14 protein-coding genes and 1 tRNA gene are annotated in these 16,189 nt (G+C 73.0%); 8 read left to right on the top strand and 7 right to left on the bottom strand.

All coding sequences use genetic code 11. From position 1 onward, the window contains the following. Positions 1–53 precede the first annotated feature (53 nt). Entirely contained in the window at positions 54–1,442 is a 1,389-nt protein-coding gene (locus OG946_RS12915) for a cystathionine beta-synthase (protein WP_326796256.1), read from the bottom strand. A 329-nt stretch (positions 1,443–1,771) separates the two neighbouring features. On the opposite strand from OG946_RS12915, the gene OG946_RS12910 reads away from it, so the two are divergent. Next, a complete protein-coding gene (locus OG946_RS12910; protein ID WP_326796255.1) occupies positions 1,772–2,806 on the top strand; it encodes an SGNH/GDSL hydrolase family protein in 1,035 nt (344 codons plus the stop codon). 178 nt (positions 2,807–2,984) lie between these two features. Here OG946_RS12910 and OG946_RS12905 read toward each other — a convergent pair whose 3' ends face one another. After that, entirely contained in the window at positions 2,985–3,821 is an 837-nt protein-coding gene (locus tag OG946_RS12905) for a MurR/RpiR family transcriptional regulator (protein ID WP_326796254.1), read from the bottom strand. A 139-nt stretch (positions 3,822–3,960) separates the two neighbouring features. Here OG946_RS12905 and OG946_RS12900 point away from each other — a divergent pair, with 139 nt between their 5' ends. Both OG946_RS12900 and OG946_RS12895 read left to right on the top strand, forming a co-directional pair. Continuing rightward, the gene (locus OG946_RS12900; RefSeq protein ID WP_326796253.1) at positions 3,961–4,377 is read left to right on the top strand and encodes a hypothetical protein; all 417 of its coding nucleotides are present in this window, start codon (positions 3,961–3,963) and stop codon (positions 4,375–4,377) included. 217 nt (positions 4,378–4,594) lie between these two features. Further along, on the top strand, positions 4,595–5,956 hold the full coding sequence (locus tag OG946_RS12895) for an SGNH/GDSL hydrolase family protein (RefSeq protein ID WP_326796252.1): 1,362 nt from the start codon (positions 4,595–4,597) through the stop codon (positions 5,954–5,956). Positions 5,957–6,214: 258 nt separating this feature from the next. On the opposite strand, the gene OG946_RS12890 is transcribed toward OG946_RS12895, so the two are convergent. Both OG946_RS12890 and OG946_RS12885 read right to left on the bottom strand, forming a co-directional pair. Beyond that, positions 6,215–6,799, bottom strand: coding sequence for a hypothetical protein (locus tag OG946_RS12890; protein WP_326796251.1), 585 nt, complete (start codon positions 6,797–6,799; stop codon positions 6,215–6,217). Positions 6,800–7,068: 269 nt separating this feature from the next. After that, positions 7,069–7,150 (bottom strand) — tRNA-Leu (locus OG946_RS12885). A gap of 350 nt (positions 7,151–7,500) precedes the next feature. Here OG946_RS12885 and OG946_RS12880 point away from each other — a divergent pair. Both OG946_RS12880 and OG946_RS12875 read left to right on the top strand, forming a co-directional pair. Beyond that, the gene (locus OG946_RS12880) at positions 7,501–8,325 is read left to right on the top strand and encodes an ABC transporter ATP-binding protein (protein ID WP_326796250.1); all 825 of its coding nucleotides are present in this window, start codon (positions 7,501–7,503) and stop codon (positions 8,323–8,325) included. A 57-nt stretch (positions 8,326–8,382) separates the two neighbouring features. Then, positions 8,383–10,941: an ABC transporter permease gene (locus tag OG946_RS12875; RefSeq protein ID WP_326796249.1), complete on the top strand. Its 2,559-nt coding sequence runs from the start codon at positions 8,383–8,385 to the stop codon at positions 10,939–10,941. Positions 10,942–11,073: 132 nt separating this feature from the next. Here OG946_RS12875 and OG946_RS12870 read toward each other — a convergent pair whose 3' ends face one another. Next, on the bottom strand, positions 11,074–11,304 hold the full coding sequence (locus OG946_RS12870; RefSeq protein WP_047016108.1) for a DUF4287 domain-containing protein: 231 nt from the start codon (positions 11,302–11,304) through the stop codon (positions 11,074–11,076). Between the two features lie 118 nt (positions 11,305–11,422). Here OG946_RS12870 and OG946_RS12865 point away from each other — a divergent pair, with 118 nt between their 5' ends. Continuing rightward, positions 11,423–11,731: a hypothetical protein gene (locus OG946_RS12865; protein ID WP_326796248.1), complete on the top strand. Its 309-nt coding sequence runs from the start codon at positions 11,423–11,425 to the stop codon at positions 11,729–11,731. A 69-nt stretch (positions 11,732–11,800) separates the two neighbouring features. On the opposite strand, the gene OG946_RS12860 is transcribed toward OG946_RS12865, so the two are convergent. Both OG946_RS12860 and OG946_RS12855 read right to left on the bottom strand, forming a co-directional pair. After that, entirely contained in the window at positions 11,801–12,754 is a 954-nt protein-coding gene (locus OG946_RS12860) for a hypothetical protein (RefSeq protein WP_326796247.1), read from the bottom strand. Positions 12,755–13,023: 269 nt separating this feature from the next. Continuing rightward, on the bottom strand, positions 13,024–14,256 hold the full coding sequence (locus tag OG946_RS12855; protein WP_326796246.1) for an acetyl-CoA C-acetyltransferase: 1,233 nt from the start codon (positions 14,254–14,256) through the stop codon (positions 13,024–13,026). Between the two features lie 238 nt (positions 14,257–14,494). Between OG946_RS12855 and OG946_RS12850 the strand changes: the two genes are divergently transcribed. Both OG946_RS12850 and OG946_RS12845 read left to right on the top strand, forming a co-directional pair. Further along, positions 14,495–15,394 carry a Bax inhibitor-1/YccA family protein gene (locus OG946_RS12850; RefSeq protein ID WP_326796245.1) on the top strand — a complete coding sequence of 300 codons (900 nt, stop codon included), beginning with the start codon at positions 14,495–14,497 and terminating at the stop codon, positions 15,392–15,394. Positions 15,395–15,475: 81 nt separating this feature from the next. After that, positions 15,476–16,129, top strand: a complete 654-nt coding sequence (locus OG946_RS12845) for a pyridoxine/pyridoxamine 5'-phosphate oxidase (RefSeq protein ID WP_326796244.1) — start codon at positions 15,476–15,478, stop codon at positions 16,127–16,129. The last annotated feature ends 60 nt before the right edge of the window (positions 16,130–16,189 follow it).

The raw sequence follows: 16,189 nt of genomic DNA, 5'->3' as shown, positions 1-16,189 counted from the left end.
TGGTAGCGGTGCGTGGTGACACGTGTTCGAAGGGTGTGGACAACGTGGCGACTTCACGCCGTGCCGGCGCCCTTCGCCAGGTACGCCAGCAGGTCCGTGCGGGACACCACGCCCGTCGGCTTGCCCTCCACCAGCACCACCGCCGCGTCCGCGCGCTCCAGGACCGCGACCAGGTCCGCCACCGGTTCGCCCGAGCCGACCTGCGGGAGCGGGGGGCACATGTGCAGTTCCAGGGGGTGGTCAAGTTCCGCCTTGCGGGTGAACAGGGCGTCCAGCAGCTCCCGTTCCACGATCGAGCCGACGACCTCCGCCGCCATCACGTCCGGGTGGCCCGCGCCGGGCTTGACGACCGGCATCTGCGAGACGCCGTACTCGCGCAGCACCTCGATCGCCTCGCCCACCGTCTCCTCCGGGTGCATGTGCACCAGCGACGGCATGCTGCCCTCCTTGTCCCGCAGCACGTCGGCGACGCTCGCGGCGCCGGCCTCCTCCAGGAAGCCGTAGTCCGCCATCCAGTCGTCGTTGAAGATCTTCGACAGGTAGCCGCGGCCGCTGTCCGGGAGCAGGACGACGACCACGCCGTTCTCGTCCAGCCGCTCCGCCACCCGCAGCGCGGCGACCACCGCCATCCCGCAGGAGCCGCCGACGAGCAGGCCCTCCTCGCGGGCCAGCCGGCGGGTCATGCGGAAGGAGTCCTTGTCGGAGACGGCGACGATCTCGTCCGCGACCCCGCGGTCGTAGGCGTCCGGCCAGAAGTCCTCGCCGACGCCCTCGACCAGGTACGGGCGGCCCGAGCCGCCGGAGTACACCGAGCCCTCGGGGTCGGCTCCGACGATCTGCACGGCGCCGTCGGAGGCTTCCTTCAGATACTTGCCGGTGCCGGAGATCGTGCCGCCGGTGCCGATGCCCGCGACGAAGTGGGTGATGCGGCCGTCGGTCTGCGTCCACAGCTCGGGGCCCGTGGAGTGGTAGTGGGACGCCGGGTTGTCCGGGTTGCTGTACTGGTCGGGCTTCCAGGCGCCGGGGGTCTCGCGGACCAGGCGGTCGGAGACGTTGTAGTACGAGTCCGGGTGCTCGGGGTCGACGGCGGTCGGGCAGACGACGACCTCCGCGCCGTACGCCCGCAGCACGTTGATCTTGTCGGTGGACACCTTGTCAGGGCAGACGAAGATGCACTTGTAGCCCTTCTGCTGGGCCACCATCGCAAGCCCCACGCCGGTGTTCCCCGACGTCGGCTCGACGATCGTGCCGCCCGGCCGCAGCGCGCCCGAGCGCTCGGCGGCCTCGATCATGCGCAGCGCGATGCGGTCCTTCACCGAGCCGCCGGGGTTGAAGTACTCGATCTTCGCCAGCACCGTCGCCCGGATGCCCTGGGTCACGCGGCCCAGCCTGACCAGGGGCGTGTTGCCCACCAGGTCGGTGATCGACTCGTGATACTGCACCGCTCACTCCAGGGTCCGTGGCTCTCGGGGCGAGCCCAGCGTACGGCTTCCGCCGCGGGTGATTGAGCCGGGCACAAGGCCGGGCAACAAAGTGTTAGCACGCGCGTAGACCGCGCCGGAGGGCGGGTGCCCGCGCGCCGTCGCGGACCGGAGGGGGAGACGGCGTAGGACAGAGAAGGGGAGGGGACTGACGGCGGACAGGGACTGGCACAAGGGACAGGAAAAGGGACAGGGGCGGCGACGGTTCGGACACGGTCGTACGGACCTGGCGGCAGCGGTACGTACGGACACGGCGCGGCACCCGGGGGCCGGCGCGGAACGGAGAGGCGATGTCGATGACCAGGGCGAGGGCGGCACGCCGGATCGCCGCGGCGGCGGCGTACGGCGGCGGGGGCATCGGCCTGCTCGGCGGTGCGACGCTGGGGGTGCTGGTCGCGGAGGTGCACCTGGCGCGGCGCCGGGTGGGCGGCAGCGACGAGGAGCCGCCGCGGGCCGACGGGCGGTACGGGGCGGCCTTCGGCCGCAGACGTGGCGTGCGGCCGGTGCTGCTGGCGTTCCTCGGCGACTCCACCGCCGCCGGCCAGGGCGTCTACCGCCCCCGGCAGACGCCGGGGGCGCTGCTCGCCTCCGGGCTCGCGGCGATCGCGGAGCGGCCGGTGGACCTGCGCAACGTGGCGCTCTCCGGGGCGCAGTCCGACGACCTCGACCGGCAGGTGACGCTGCTGCTGGACGAGGAGGGGCTGCGGCCCGACGTCGCGGTCATCATGGTCGGCGCCAACGACGTCACCCACCGGGTGCCCCCGGCGGTGTCCGTGCGCTGCCTGTCGGACGCCGTCGCGCGGCTGCGCGACGCCGGCACGGAGGTCGTCGTCGGCACCTGCCCGGACCTCGGCACGATCGAGCCGGTGCAGCAGCCGCTGCGCTGGCTGGCCCGCCGGCTGAGCCGGCAGCTCGCCGCGGCGCAGACCATCGCCGTGCTCGACCGCGGCGGGCGCACGGTGTCGCTGGGCACGCTGCTGGGGCCGGAGTTCGCGGCCAACCCGCGCGAGCTGTTCGGGCCCGACAACTACCACCCCTCGGCGGAGGGCTACGCCACCGCCGCGATGGCCCTGCTGCCCACCCTCTCCGCGGCGCTCGGCATGTGGCCGGCGGAGGAGGAGCGCCCGGACGTCCGCCGCGACGAGGGCTACCTGCCGGTGGCCAAGGCCGCGGCCCAGGCGGCGGGCGAGAGCGGCACGGAGGTCGCCCCGGTGGGGCCGACGGGCGGCCGCGGGCCGTGGGCGCTGCTGAAGCACCGGCGCAGGCGGCGGCTGGCGGAGTCGGAGACGGACGCTGAGCAGACGGCGGTGGGGGAGCGGGGGTAGCGGGCAGGGGGCGTACGCGGGCGGGGGCCGGGGCGTACGGCGACGCGGGCGGGCGTGCGGCTCGTAGGACATGCGTTTCGCGTCCGGCATGCGCTTCGCGGCGGGCGCGCGCCTCGCGTGCGGCACCCGCCGTGCGCCCCGCGCCCGCGCTCCCGGTCCGCCGCGCTCCTCGTACGCCTCAGTCCAGGAACAGCCCCCGCTCCGCCGCCCGCGCGTCGAACTCCTCCAGCCGCGCCTGCGCCTCCGGGAGCGCGTCGCACATCGCCTCCAGCAGCACCCGCCCCAGCAGCATCGGCCCGCACGCCGTGTCGAACGACAGCCCCGTGCCCACCGCCGCCGGCAGCAGCACGTCGCTGTCCTGCGCGACCGGCGTGAACGAGCTGTCCGCCACCGTGACCACCGTCAGCCCCGTCGCCCGCGCCGCGCGCAGCGCGTCCGACAGCTCCCGCGGATGCCGCGGCAGCGCGAAGCAGAGCAGCGCCGTGGCGCCGGCGCGGGCGGCGGCGTCGACGCGGTCGTCGAGCATCGAGCCGGCCTCGTCGAGCACCCGGATGTCGGGGTGGACCTTCGCCGCGAAGTACGCGAAGCCGCGCGCCTGCGCCGCGGCGGCGCGCAGCCCGAGCACGGGCAGCGGCCGGGAGGCGGCGAGCAGCCGGCCGGCGTCCTCGACGGGGGCGGGGTCGGCGAGGAGCGCGGCGAGGTTGCGCAGGTTCTCGATCTCGGCGTGGACGGCCTGCTGGTACTCGTTCCGCTCCGCCCGCCCCGCCGGCTCGCCGAGCCCTGCCTCGCGCAGGGCGCGGCGCAGCGCCGGGTAGCCGTCGAAGCCGAGGGCGACGGCGAAGCGGGTCACGGACGGCTGGCTCACCCCGGCCAGCTCGGCCAGCTCCACGCTGGACAGGAACGGTGCGTCGGCGGCCCTGCGCACCATGCAGTGCGCGATACGGCGCTGGGTCGGCGTCAGCCGGCGCCCCTCGAAGAGCTTCTGCAGCCTGGCGCCCGCGTCGGCGGAGACCATCCCACCTCCGGATCCGATGTCCTATTCACTGCACGACGACTTTGCATGACCGTATGCACGACGGCAAGGGCGCACCGGAACGAATTGGGGGGGGGTAGCACTACTGCACCTGAGCGCGCGGACTCGTACCGTACGGGGTATGAGTGCGCGGGACCCGGAGATCAAGAGTGAACTCGATGCCACCCTGCAGACCCGCAGGGACCTCGGCCCCGAGTACGAGGAAGAGCTGATCGAGGGCTTCCTCGAGAAGGTGCAGCAGCGGATGGACGGGACGTTCGACACCCGGCTCCGCCGCCAGCTCGCCGAGCAGCAGATGCAGGTCGCGCGGGGCACGCAGCCGGGCGCGAGCTCGACGGAGGGCACGTTCGGCGAGCGGTTCGGCTTCGCCGCCGTGTCGATGGTGCTGGCGATTCCGCTGTCGGCGATCGGCGTGGTCAACGAGGGGCTGGCCGGGCTGCTGGTGACGTGGGGCGGCATCGTCGGCGTGAACGCGGTGCACGCCACGGGCCTCTTCCGCCGCCGCCGGGCGGAGAGGGACAAGTCCGACTGGGACTGACGCGGTCCCGGCGGCGATGTGGCCGCGTACCCGCAGGGGTAGCGGCGGGTGGAGCAGTTGCGGCTGTACCGGTCGCGGTATCTGCCGCGGGCGTCGCTTTGGCCTGAACCTGCGCGGGTGGCGGCGTTGACCGGGGTGGCGGCGGACCGTAGCGTACGGTCAGAAATTTTCGGCACGGATCTCGAAATATTTCGCCGCCTCGCCCCGGGAGCCGCAGATGCCCGAGCCCGCGTACCCACGCCCCCGTGACCGCCGCTCCGCCGTGTATCCGTACCTCGCCGCCGCGCTCGTCATGGCCCTCGTCGCGGCCGTCGCGGTGGCGGCGAACGCGCTACGCGGCCCCGCACCCGCCGCCGCCACCCCCGCGGCGGCGCCCGCGACGGCCGCGGCTCCCGGCGGGCCCGCGCAGTGGGTCGCCGCCTGGACCTCGATGCCGCAGCTCACCGAGCCGGCGAACATGCCGCCCCCGCCGTTCACCCAGGCCGACGGCGTGCTGCGCGACGCCACCCTGCGCCAGACCGTGCGCCTCGCCGTCCCCGGCGAGCGGCTCCGGTTCCGCTTCTCCAACTCCTTCGGCGGCGCCGAGCTGCCGATCACCCGCGCCGCCGTCGCCCTCCCCGCCGGCGGCCGGGCCGGCGTCGACGGCATCGTGCCGGGCAGCTCGCGCCCGCTGACGTTCGGCGGCCGGACGGGCGCGACGGTCCCCGTCGGCGCGCAGGTCGTCTCCGACCCCGTACGCCTCGACGCTCCCCCCGGCGCCAACCTGACCGTGACCCTGTACCTCGCCGACGGCCAGGCGTCCACCGACGTCACCTCGCACCCGGGCTCGCGCACCACCTCGTACCTGCTGGCCGGCGACCACACCGGCGCCGCCTCGCTGCCCGGCGCGACGGCCACCGACCACTGGTACTTCCTCAGCGGCGTCGAGGCCCAGGCCCCCGCCCGCACCCGCGCCGCCGTCGTCCTCGGCGACTCCCTCAGCGACGGCCGCGGCTCCACCACCAACGGCAACGACCGCTGGCCCGACCTCCTCAACGACCGGCTGCGCGGGCCCGGTGCCCCGCCCGTCGCCGTCGTCAACCAGGCCGCGGGCGGCAACCGCGTCCTCGACGACGGCCTCGGCCCCAACGCCCTCGCCCGGCTCGACCGCGACGTGCTCGCGGTGAGCGGGGCGCGCTGGCTGCTGGTCTTCGAGGGCATCAACGACATCGGCACCGCGCCGGCCACCGAGGCCGCGCAGCGTGAGACCGGGGACGAACTGGTGGCCGCGTACGACCAGATCGTCACGCGCGCGCACGCGCAGGGCATCCGCGTCTACGGCGCCACGCTCACGCCGTTCGGCGGCAGCACGCCGTACGACGACCCGGCGGGGCTGCGCGAGGCGACCCGGCAGCGGGTGAACGACTGGATCCGCGGCAGCGGGCGCTTCGACGCCGTCGTGGACTTCGACGCGGCCACCCGCGACCCCGCGCACCCCCGCGCGCTGCTGCCCGCCCTCGACGCCGGGGACCACCTCCACCTCAACCCCGCGGGTTACGCGCTCCTCGCCCGCACGGTCCCGCTGCGCCTCTTCCGCTGACGTTGTTTCTACGCGTTCACGGCGATTTGGGCGACGAAACGGATAAGCCGCCGGGCAGCCGCAACTACGCGGGTAATGCGGAACGTTGTTTTTCACTTAACGCCGGTAATTCGTGTGCTGCTGAAATTCCAAGCGCGCGATGGGTGCCGGTGGCAATAGACGGGATTTTCCGGTACGCGAATGCCACTCGCCGCCGCGCACCCGCGCACCCCGCCCACGCGCGCACCCGTGCACCCCCGCGCTCCGGGCCCGCCGTCGTCAGACGGTGGCGGGTGAGCCCCGGCGTACGCCCCCGCCCGGCGGGGCGTCGCCGGCGGCGATGCCCGTACGGAGGTACGCGGCGCCCGAACCGCCCGTTCCGGCGCCGCGGGCGGTGACCGCGCCGACCGGCAGCCACAGCAGCGCCTCCTGCTCCCGCTCCCGGCGGCCGAGCCACGCGGCCTTCGCCCGCAGCCCCGCACCGGCTCCGGCCAGCACCAACCCGCCGGCGATCGGCATCGCCGCCGCCGAGCCCGCCGCGACGGCGAACGCCGCCGCGAGCCACCACCGGCGCGCCCGCCGCCATGTCCGTAGGGTCACGGCCCGGTCCTGCAACACTGCGCCGCGGCCCGCCCGTTGGGCCTTTCGCGCCTGCGCCAGGACGCGCCCGCGGCGGACCGCGTAGACCGCGGGGGCGACGACGAGGAAGAGCGCCGCGCCCGCGTAGAGTCCTATCCACTGACCGGTCAGCCCGTCCTGCCAGGCACCCGCCGCCGCGGCGGCGATACCCAGCCACCACAGCGGCGCCGCGCCCGCGCGCACCACGACCGCCGCCCGCGCCAGCGTCACCGTCCCGCGTGCCACTTCCGCTCCTCCCGCCGGGGCTCCTCGACCGCGTAGCGCGTGAGGCTACCTGCGGATTCTGAGGAGGGCATGAGAGGCGGGCCGATGGGCGCCAGGGGGCCGCAGTGGTCCGATCTGCGGCCGGCGGGATCTGGGTGAACGTTTCAGCGCTGTGGCCGGTTCCAGACTGCCGGGGCGAGGCCGAAGGGGGTGTCAGCGGTGCCCCGGAGGGGCGGGGTCACCGTTGCTGACCAGCCGTCTTCATACGTCGACGACCTCTTGCCGGGAGGTGCCCGGAGCCGGACTTGAACCGGCACGGCCCGAAGGCCAGCGACTTTTAAGGTCGCCGTGTCTGCTTTCCACCATCCGGGCAGGACTCCCGGCCCGCACACGCTGCGTACGGACCACCGCATGGCGCGTAACCAGAGTAGCGGGGCGGATGGGCCGAACTGGCCGTCTACGGACTGATGTTGGCTTGAATTAGGCCCGAGTTGTCGAAGAAGTCCTCGGATGAAATTCCACTTCCCTTATTGCCCCTCCGGAGGCCCTTGCTCCATGCCTTCGTCAGGGTGCGGGTCATCCCCGAGGAGGAGCCGCCGCCGGCCCGTGTACCTCCTCGGTCTCGCCCGGAACCGGAGCTCGGGCTGATCCGGGCGACGGATTCCGCAGCCACGATGGAGGGGACAGGTTGCACACCACCGTCCCGACAGGAGCCCACCGCCGTGACCACCACCATCCCCGGCGCCTCCGGCCCCGGTACCGCCTACGCCCGCGTGGCGGCGGCCGGCGCCACCGAGCTGACGAAGGTCTACGGCGAGGGCGAGACGAAGGTCGTCGCCCTCGACCGCGTCTCCGTCGAGTTCATGCAGGGCGAGTTCACCGCGATCATGGGGCCGTCAGGCTCCGGCAAGTCGACCCTCATGCACTGCATGGCCGGCCTCGACACCATCTCCGGCGGCTCCTCGCGCATCGGCGAGACCGAGCTGAACGGGCTGAAGGACAAGAAGCTCACCCAACTCCGCCGCGACAAGGTCGGCTTCGTCTTCCAGGCGTTCAACCTGCTCCCGACGCTGAATGCCCTGGAGAACATCACGCTGCCCATGGACATCGCCGGCCGCAAGCCCGACGAGCAGTGGCTGCAGCAGGTAGTGGAGACCGTGGGCCTGTCGGGACGGCTCAAGCACCGCCCGAGCCAGCTCTCCGGCGGCCAGCAGCAGCGCGTCGCCGTGGCCCGGGCGCTGGCCGCCCGGCCCGAGATCATCTTCGCCGACGAGCCCACCGGCAACCTCGACTCCCGCTCCGGCGCCGAGGTGCTCGGCTTCCTGCGCAACTCCGTGCGCGAGCTGGGCCAGACGGTCGTCATGGTCACGCACGACCCGGTCGCCGCCGGGTACGCGGACCGCGTGGTGTTCCTCGCCGACGGCCGCATCGTCGACGAACTGCGCGACCCCACCTCCGAGCAGGTACTGGACAAGATGCGCCACCTTCCGGGGGGCGCGGCCCCCCAGACCCCCCCAGGCTTCGACGCCAAGGGCCGGGTGAGCTGAGCCCCGCTCGCTGACCAGCAGGCCGCCCGCTACCGGCTTTCCACCACAGGACCCCATATGCTTCGCACCGCCTTGCGCAACGTGTTCGCGCACAAGGCCCGGTTGCTGATGACCGTGCTCGCCGTGATGCTCGGCGTGGCCTTCGTCTCCGGCACCCTGGTCTTCACCTCCACCATCTCCGACGCCTACACCAAGAGCTCGGAGCAGGGTTTCGACCACGTCGACGTACGCCTCCAGCCCGACGACGACGCCGACGAGGGCCGCCCAGGCGAGCCGCCCCCGCTCACCCAGGACCTGCTGGACGAGGCCGTGGCCCTGCCCGGCGTGAAGTCCGCCACCGGTAACGTCGCCGGGTTCGCCGCGCTCGCCGACAAGGACGGCGACCTCGTCGGCGACGGCTGGTCCACCAGCGGCGCCAACTACTACCCCGGCGACGGCGGCAGGGGCGAAGACCCCCGCTACCCGATGCGCGACGGCCGCGGGCCCGAGAACGCGAACGAGATCGCCATCGACGCCAAGACCGCCGAGCGCACCGGCTACGAGGTCGGCGACACCCCGCGGATGTCCGTCGACGGCCCCGTACTCGAACCGACGATCACCGGCGTCTTCACCACCGACGACGGCAACGTCGCCGCCGGCGGCAGCCTCGTGCTCTTCGACACCAAGACCGCGCAGGACCTCTTCACCAAGCCCGGCGAGTACACCGAGATCGACCTCGCCGCCGCCCCCGGCACCTCCGAGAGGCAACTGCGGGCCGAGGCGCAGGAGATCCTGCCCGCAGAAGCCGAGGCGCTCACCGGCACCAAGCTCGCCGACGACCAGGCCCGGCAGATCGAGCAGGGCATGGACGGGCTGCGTACCGCCATGCTCGCCTTCGCCGGCATCGCGCTCTTCGTCGGCATCTTCCTGATCGCCAACACCTTCACCATGCTCGTCGCCCAGCGCACCAAGGAGCTGGCGCTGCTACGGGCCGTCGGCGCCAGCCGCCGCCAGGTGACCCGCTCCGTGCTCTTCGAGGCCACCGCCGTCGGCACGGCCGCGGCCCTGACGGGCCTCGCCGCGGGGGTCGGCATCGGCGCCGGGCTGCGCTCGCTGATGAGTTCCACCGGCAGCACCGTGCCGGACGGGCCGCTGATCGTCTCGCCCACGACGGTCGTGATCTCGCTCGTCGTCGGCATCGTCGTCACCGTGCTCGCCGCCTGGCTGCCCGCCCGCCGGGCCGCGAAGATTCCGCCGGTCGCGGCGATGAGCAGCCTGCACGCCCAGGCGTCCACCCGCAGCCTCGTCGTACGCAACATCATCGGCGCGCTCATCGGGGGCATCGGCGCCGTCATGGTCGTCGCGGGCACCACCGCAAGCGACGGCAAGGCGCTCATGGGCATCGGCGCCGCGGTGCTGCTGATCGGCATCTTCGTGCTGACGCCGCTGCTGTCCCGCCCGGTGATCGCGCTCGGCGCCCCGCTGCTGCGGGTGTTCGGGGTCTCCGGCAAGCTCGCCCGGCAGAACGCCGTACGCAACCCGCGGCGCACCGCCGCCACCGCCTCCGCGCTGATGATCGGGCTCACCCTCATCACCAGCCTGACGGTGATCGCGGGCGGCGTCGCGAACGCCATCGACAAGATGGCCACCGACGCCATGAAGGCCGACTACTCGGTCTCCATGACGAACTTCACCCCGCTGAACCCGGAGGTCGGGGAGAAGCTCGCCGGCCTCGACGAGGTCACCGCCGCCTCCCCGCTGCGCACGGTGCCCGTCGACATCGGCGGCGACGACGAGGACCTCACCGGCGTCAACGGCAAGACCGTCGGCAAGCTCGTCGAGCTGGACTTCGAGCAGGGCTCGTTCGCCGGCCTCGCCGAGGGCGTCCCGGCCGGCGGCGGCCCCGCCAAGGCGATCGTCGACACCGACACCGCCGAGGACGAGGGCTGGAAGATGGGCGACACCGTCCAGGTCACGTACCAGGACGGGGCGAAGGGCGAGCTGGCCGTCTCCGGCCTCTACAAGGGCAACGAGATGCTCAGCGGCATCATGCTCGACACCTCGGTCGTCAATCCGCACCTCGACCGGATCACCGACTTCGAGGTCTGGGTGAAGACCGCGGGCGGCGAGAGCGACGCCGTGAAGGACAAGCTGGAGGCGGCCCTCGGCGACAACCCGGCCATCGCGGTGATGGACGAGGAGGACGTCTCCGACATGGTCGCCGGGCTCATCAGCATGATGCTGAACGTGCTCTACGCGATGCTCGGCATGGCCGTCCTGGTCGCGGTCCTCGGCGTCATCAACACGCTGGCCATGTCGGTCTTCGAGCGCTCGCAGGAGATCGGCATGCTGCGCGCCATCGGCCTCGACCGGCGCGCGGTGAAGCGGATGGTCCGGCTGGAGTCGCTGGTCATCTCGCTCTTCGGCGGGGTGCTCGGCATCGGGCTCGGGGTCTTCCTCGGCTGGGCCGCCGGTGAGTTGATCGCCAGCTCGATCGACACGTACTCGCTGGTGCTGCCGTGGGAGCGGATGGGCTACTTCATCCTCGGCGCGGCGCTGGTCGGCATGCTGGCGGCGCTGTGGCCGGCCCGCAGGGCGTCGCGGCTCAACATGCTCGCGGCCATCAAGAGCGAGTAGGAGCCCACGGGGGAACGGGGAGACGGCGGCCGTGTCCGTCGGAAGGGCCCGCGCGGAGGGATCGCCCTCCCGCGGGCCCTTCGCCGTGCGGTGGTGTGCTCTCGTGGTGCGCTGGGGGTGCTGTGTCCCCTCCTAGAGCAGTTTGCGCGCGGCCCGCCTCAGGTCGTACTCGTGGATGATCGCTTTGGCGTGGCCGTACGCCAGGTTGTGCTCACCACGGAGCCAGCTCACTTTCTCCTCGAAGCGGAGGAGACAGGGACCGTCTTCGACGGTCTGCAACCAGTCGGAGACTTCACGGCCGGTGCAGTGGGGGATGCGGGAGAGCAGGTTCCGGTGGGTTTCTGCGGAGAAGACTTGGGACATCGGCGCCTCCGGTATGCAGTCCTTCTCAGCACCGTGCCTGAGGGCGCGCCGATTGACAACCGTCTGGAACGGGACGGCTCGAACCGCCCGGGGGCTACCGGCGGGTTAGGCTCGGCTCGTGCTCGACGTCCTCGACTTCGTGACCGCGGTCGACCGGATCGCCGACCGGCTGCGGTCGCTGCCGCAGAGCCGGCTGCGCGCGGGGGCGGCCGCCGCCGGGCTCGCGCTGGCGCGCGAGCTGTCCGCGCGGGCGCAGCGGCTGGAGGCGCCGGAGCGGATGCCGTACGAGATGCCGGCGGCGGGGGAGTTCGCGGTGGGGGACCAGGTGGCCGTCGCGGGCCGGGACCTGGCGGAGGCGCTGCGGGCGGCGGGGGACGCCGAGGGGCTCGCGGAGGCGCTGGCGGTGGTCAGGGACGTACGGCTGTGAACGGGGCGCTCTGACGGGCTTGTACGGGCTTGCGCGGGGCCCGTCCGTACGGGGCCCGGCCGCTGTGGCTCAGAGGGAGGCGATGACGCGGTCCGCGAGGATGTAGACGCTCTCGCCCGCGCAGTCGAAGGTCAGCGCGAACGCCCCGCTGATCGCCGAACCGCCCAGCAGCACCGGCTCCGTGCCCCCGTCGAGCGCCTCGGCGAGGCGCTCCGCGGTGTCGCGGTGGCCGGGGGAGAGGCAGAGCGTGGTGCCGTCGGCGAAGACGTAGACGTCGAGGGTGCCGAGCGGGCCGAGCCGTACGTCGGTCAGCGGCGTACGGCCCGCGGCCAGGTCCTCCAGCCGGTTCACGGTGCGCTCGTGGTCGGCGACGGCGGGCTGGGGGCGGAAGTCGGGGTGCGAGGGGTGGCGGCGGCGGGCGGCGGCCAGTTCGGCGGACTCGCCCTCGGCGGGCGGTGCGTCGGCGGCGGCGGCGACATCGTCCGGCTCGGCGGGTTCGGTGCGCTCCAGCCGGTCCAGCCGGTCCAGCCGGTCCAGCCGGTCCAGCCGGTCCATGCGGTCCAGCCGGTCCATCGGGTCGAGCAGCGGCTCGAAGCCGGCGAAGTCGGCCTGGCGCGGTATGAACACCTCGCCGCCGAAGTCGACGGGGTCGCCCGGGAAGGGGGTCGCGTCGATGCTGTCGCGGGCCTCCTGCTCGGCCCAGAACGCCCGGGCCTCGGCCAGCTCGCGCTCCCGCTCGTCGGCGAGCGCCTGGGCGACGGCGATACGTATCTCCGCCGCCGGTACGGGCCGCGCACCCGGCACGGCCGCCTCGTCCGAGGTCTCCGCCTCGGTTTCCTCCGCCGCCGCCTTCGGGACGGCCTGTGCCCGCTCCCCGGCGCCCTGCGTCGCGGCCTGCGCGGTCAGCTCGGCACGGAGCGTGACGACTTCGCGCCGCAGGCCGCTCACCGCGCGCAGCACGGCGGCGCCGAGCAGCGCGGCGGGGGTGGCGGCCAGCAGGACGGCGAAGTTGGTGGCGCTCACTGTCGGACTCCCGATTGCTGTAGGACCCCCATGTTCTACCTCAGCCTGCCGGAGCGCAGAACCCCACCCCTAGCGGAAAATGGCATGAATAGGACGGGCCTTTGGTCCCACCGCCGCATGACGGGGCGCGCACACGCCCCGTACGCCCCCCACGCCCGGCTCCGTACTCACTCAGCCGCGCGGTGTCTCGGGTCGCGCTGAGCTTCGCTTCCGCTCCGGGCGGGTCCCGCCCCTCGTTCCTCGGGGCGGCCCCCACCCTCCGCTGCAGCTCAGCTCAGCCGCTCCAGCACCATCGCCATTCCCTGCCCGCCTCCCACGCACATCGTCTCCAGGCCGAACTGCTTGTCGTGCCACTGCAGGGAGTTGATGAGCGTCGTCGTGATCCGCGCCCCCGTCATGCCGAAGGGGTGGCCCACGGCGATGGCGCCGCCGTTGACGTTCAGCCGGTCCAGGTCGATGCCCAGATCCCGGTACGAGGGGATGACCTGCGCGGCGAACGCCTCGTTGATCTCCACCAGGTCGATGTCGCCGATCGCCATCCCGGCCCGTGCGAGCGCCTGCTTGCTCGCCTCCACCGGGCCCAGGCCCATGATCTCCGGCGACAGCGCCGAAAGACCGGTCGAGACGATCCGCGCCAGCGGGGTGAGACCCAGCTCACGCGCCTTGGTGTCGGACATCACGACGAGGGCCGCGGCGCCGTCGTTGAGCGGGCAGCAGTTGCCTGCGGTGACCAGCCCGTCGGGGCGGAACACCGGCTTCAGCCCCGCGACCCCTTCCATCGTCACACCGGGCCGCGGGCCGTCGTCCTTGCTCACCACCGTGCCGTCGGGGGTGGTGACCGGCGTGATCTCCCGCTCCCAGAAGCCCGCGGCGATGGCCTTCTCCGCGAGGTTCTGCGACCGCACGCCGAACTCGTCCATGTCCTGCCGCGTGACGCCCTTGGCCCGGGCCAGGTTCTCCGCGGTCTGCCCCATGGCGATGTACACGTCCGGCACGAGGCCGTCCGCGCGCGGGTCGTGCCAGCCTCCTCCCTCGAAAGCCGCGCCCTTCTCCTGGCGTTCGGCGGTACGGGCCTCGGCCTCGGCGAAGAGGGGGTTGTGGGTGCCGGGCATGCCGTCGGAGGAACCGTTGACGAACCGCGAGACCGTCTCCACGCCCGCCGAGACGAACACGTCGCCCTCGCCCGCCTTGATGGCATGGAACGCCATCCGCGTGGTCTGCAGCGAGGAGGAGCAGTAGCGGGTGATGGTGCAGCCGGGGAGGTGGTCCATGCCGAGCTGCACGGCGACCACCCGGCCCAGGTTGTGCCCCTGCTCCCCGCCGGGCAGGCCGCAGCCGAGCATGAGGTCGTCGATGTCCTCGGGGTCGAGCCCCGGCACCTTGTCGAGGGCGGCCCGGACGATCCCCGCGGTCAGGTCGTCGGGGCGGACGTCCTTCAGCGAGCCCTTCCCGGCCCGGCCGATCGGGGAGCGGGCGGCAGAGACGATCACGGCTTCGGGCATCACGGCTCCCAGGGGACGCGGAGGGGCAGGGTCCTGGGCTGAAGTTACCCGTACGTAGCGAGGGGGTCACGGTTCTCGTGCTGTGACGCGGACCTCAATTTCTGAGCGCTTGCTTACCGGGAAGGGGGAAAGTCTGGGAAAAGCCTTGTGAAAGATCCTCCTGAGGTACTGGCGCGATGTCTTTGCCTACCCATTACTCTTGTCCCAAGGCCGCGCAGTGTGGCCACGGAGGAGTGAGATGAGGAGCAGCAACCCGGTCTTCACGCGACGGGGGTTCAGCCGCGAGGGCGGTTCGGCAGGCTTCAACGCGCCGTCGCAGGCCGGGGGCCCCACTGTCGCCCAGGGCAACAACCCGTACGCCCAGCCCGGCACCAACCCGTATGCGCAGCAGCCGGGTGGTGCCCCGCGGAACCCCTACGCGCCCGCAGACCAGCAGCAGGGCGAGTGGGCGCCGTACGCGGCGCCCGCCGGCGGCCGGATGACCATGGACGACGTCGTGTCCCGCACGGGCATGACGCTCGGCCTGGTGATCCTCGCGGCCGTCGCCTCCTGGATCACCTTCGACGGCGAGAAGTCGCTCGGCATCGGCCTGATGGCCGCGCTCGGCGCCTTCGTGCTCGCGATGGTCCAGGCGTTCAAGCGCCGGCCCATCCCCGCACTGATCCTGTCGTACGCGGTCCTTGAGGGCGTCTTCCTCGGCATCATCAGCGAGTACTTCAACACCTACGTCGACGGCGCGGTCATGCAGGCCGTGCTCGGCACGATGGCGGTGTTCTTCGGTGTGCTCGTCGCGTACAAGCTGCGGATCATCCGGGTCACGGCCCGGTTCCAGCGGTTCGTCGTCGGCGCGGCCATCGGCTTCGTGCTGCTGATGGCGGTCAACCTGTTCGCCTCGCTCATCGGCGGCGGCGACGGCATGGGCCTGCGCAGCGGCGGCCTCGGCATCCTGTTCGGCATCATCGGCGTGGTGCTCGGCGCGTGCTTCCTGGCCCTGGACTTCAAGCAGGTCGAGGACGGCATCGCCTACGGCGCCCCGAAGAACGAGGCGTGGCTCGCCGCCTTCGGCCTGACCCTGACCCTGGTCTGGATCTACCTGGAGATGCTGCGCCTGGTCGCCATCCTCCAGGGCGGCGACTGACACGGCGACACGACTGACACGACTGACCGTGTGGCCCGGCCGGATCCCTCCGGCCGGGCCACCGGCACGAAGGGGGCGGGCATGACCGACCTGAGGCGGCTGCTGCGCGGGATCGAGGTCTTCGAGGGCGACCTGCCGTCGTTCGACCCGCGGGAGACACCGGACGAGCCGGTCGCGCTCTTCACGAGCTGGCTGCTGGACGCCGTACGGGCGGGGGTGCGCGAGCCGCACGCGATGACCCTGTCGACGGCGGACGCGGCCGGCGACCCGTCGGCGCGGGTGCTGATCCTCAAGGACGTCGGCCCGGACGGCTGGCAGTTCGCCTCGGACGCGGGCAGCCCGAAGGGCCGGGAGCTGGCGGGGCGGCCGTACGCGGCGCTGACGTTCTACTGGTCCCCGCTGGCCCGCCAGGTACGGATCCGGGGCCCGGTCGCGACCGCGGACCCGGAGCTGAGCGCCGCGGACTTCCGCGCCCGCGGCGCCGGCGCCCGCGCCGAGGCCCTCCTCGCCCGCCAGTCCCGCCCGCTCGCGGACCCGGCGGAACGGGACGCGGCGGTCGCCGGATCCCTGGCCCGGATCGAGGCGGATCCGGAGCTGGTGGCCCCGGGCTGGACGCTGTACGCGGTACGGCCGCGGACCGTGGAGTTCTGGCAGGGCGACAGCTCGCGGCGCCATACCCGTATGGTCTACGAGTCCAAGCCGCCGGGCTGGACGAAGCAGATGCTGTGGCCGTGACCGGGTACTGGGTTCCTCCGAGGACGCCCCGACTTCGGACCGAGGGGATCCGCACTTCGG

Origin of the sequence: Streptomyces sp. NBC_01808 (genome assembly GCF_035917395.1) — a bacterium.
In the GTDB taxonomy this organism is placed as follows: Bacteria; Actinomycetota; Actinomycetes; order Streptomycetales; family Streptomycetaceae; genus Streptomyces.
Note: the sequence above shows the minus strand (reverse complement) of the source record. Positions and strands in the feature narration are given on the sequence as shown.

Bases quoted from the DNA above. Each gene is read 5' to 3' on its own strand.
- OG946_RS12910 (WP_326796255.1), top strand. From the start codon at position 1,772: ATGTCGATGACCAGGGCGAGGGCGGCACGCCGGATCGCCGCGGCGGCG.
- OG946_RS12905 (WP_326796254.1), bottom strand. From the start codon at position 3,821: ATGGTCTCCGCCGACGCGGGCGCCAGGCTGCAGAAGCTCTTCGAGGGG.
- OG946_RS12900 (WP_326796253.1), top strand. From the start codon at position 3,961: ATGAGTGCGCGGGACCCGGAGATCAAGAGTGAACTCGATGCCACCCTG.
- OG946_RS12895 (WP_326796252.1), top strand. From the start codon at position 4,595: ATGCCCGAGCCCGCGTACCCACGCCCCCGTGACCGCCGCTCCGCCGTG.
- OG946_RS12875 (WP_326796249.1), top strand. From the start codon at position 8,383: ATGCTTCGCACCGCCTTGCGCAACGTGTTCGCGCACAAGGCCCGGTTG.
- OG946_RS12870 (WP_047016108.1), bottom strand. From the start codon at position 11,304: ATGTCCCAAGTCTTCTCCGCAGAAACCCACCGGAACCTGCTCTCCCGC.
- OG946_RS12855 (WP_326796246.1), bottom strand. From the start codon at position 14,256: ATGCCCGAAGCCGTGATCGTCTCTGCCGCCCGCTCCCCGATCGGCCGG.
- OG946_RS12850 (WP_326796245.1), top strand. From the start codon at position 14,495: ATGAGGAGCAGCAACCCGGTCTTCACGCGACGGGGGTTCAGCCGCGAG.
- OG946_RS12845 (WP_326796244.1), top strand. From the start codon at position 15,476: ATGACCGACCTGAGGCGGCTGCTGCGCGGGATCGAGGTCTTCGAGGGC.